1 protein-coding gene and 2 pseudogenes are annotated in these 991 nt (G+C 48.9%); all 3 read left to right on the plus strand.

The genetic code is table 11. The features are described 5' to 3' along the window. Positions 1 to 273: pseudogene (locus BQ5809_RS11020) on the plus strand (phage baseplate assembly protein V); the annotation flags it as partial. Positions 274 to 414: 141 nt separating this feature from the next. After that, positions 415 to 789 (plus strand): GPW/gp25 family protein, encoded by a 375-nt coding sequence (locus tag BQ5809_RS08020; protein ID WP_071461646.1) that lies wholly within the window; start codon positions 415 to 417, stop codon positions 787 to 789. Next, a pseudogene (locus tag BQ5809_RS08025) lies at positions 786 to 991 on the plus strand (baseplate assembly protein); the annotation flags it as partial. The gene BQ5809_RS08020 and the pseudogene BQ5809_RS08025, both read left to right, overlap by 4 nt.

Here is a 991-nt window from a genome sequence, read left to right on the forward strand (position 1 = left end):
CGCATTCAGCACAACCGCAAAACGGGCGATATTTTGATTAAGACCAGTGGCACGGTTACGATTGATGCCGATTGTGTGATACAAAAAACGCTGGCGGTAAATGGCTTGCTGACTTACACGGCTGGTATGGCAGGTTCAGGTGGTGGCGGTGCAGCCGCAACGATTTCAGGCAGCTTGAAAGCAACAGGCGATATTACTGCTGGCAATATTTCGTTGCAAAACCATACTCACATGGAGCAAGGAGATGGTGCGCCAACTTCTGCCGCGCAGTAATCATTTTTGTAAACACGTTGTCAAAAATAGCCAAATTTCCCGACATCGGGAATTTTGTCCCCCAAGTCCTACGGATTGCGGCAGGACTTTTTTTAATGCGCGTTAAAAGTCAATATGCCGTCTTAAAGCCATAATCACACCATGAACTACGAACACCCCATTTCCCAACATTGGCAGCTCGCACAAGGCGGACACGGCATCACGCAAGGCGCGGACGACATTGATTTATGTATCCACAATATTTTGTCCACGCGCAAAGGCGCAGACGTATTACGCCCCAATTTCGGCTCAAACCATTTTGATTATTTGGACACGCCCGAAGACATCTTCGTGCCAAACGTGGTGCGTGAAATCACGCTGGCGATTCAAACATGGGAAAAACGAGCCGTAGCAGAACGCGTACGATTTAGCGGCAACGCCCCACACATCACGATGATTGTGGAATGGCGAATCGCGAACGACATCGCCAGCGAACTCTATCAAACCCAAATTTACGCAACAGGAACAGCAACATGAATGTGAGCGATTTAAAACGCGAAGAAGTCAAAATCGTGGACGACAACCCTGAAACGGTGTTGGCGGAAATGATTGCGGATTACGAATCACGCACAGGCAAAACGCTGCAACCTGCCCACATTGAACGCTTGCTGATTAACACATTCGCCTACCGCGAAACGCTCAACCGCCAGCAAATCAACGAAGCCTATCGGCAACAACA

Origin of the sequence: Kingella kingae ATCC 23330, assembly GCF_900111845.1 — a bacterium.
GTDB classification, from domain to species: Bacteria; Pseudomonadota; Gammaproteobacteria; order Burkholderiales; family Neisseriaceae; genus Kingella; species Kingella kingae.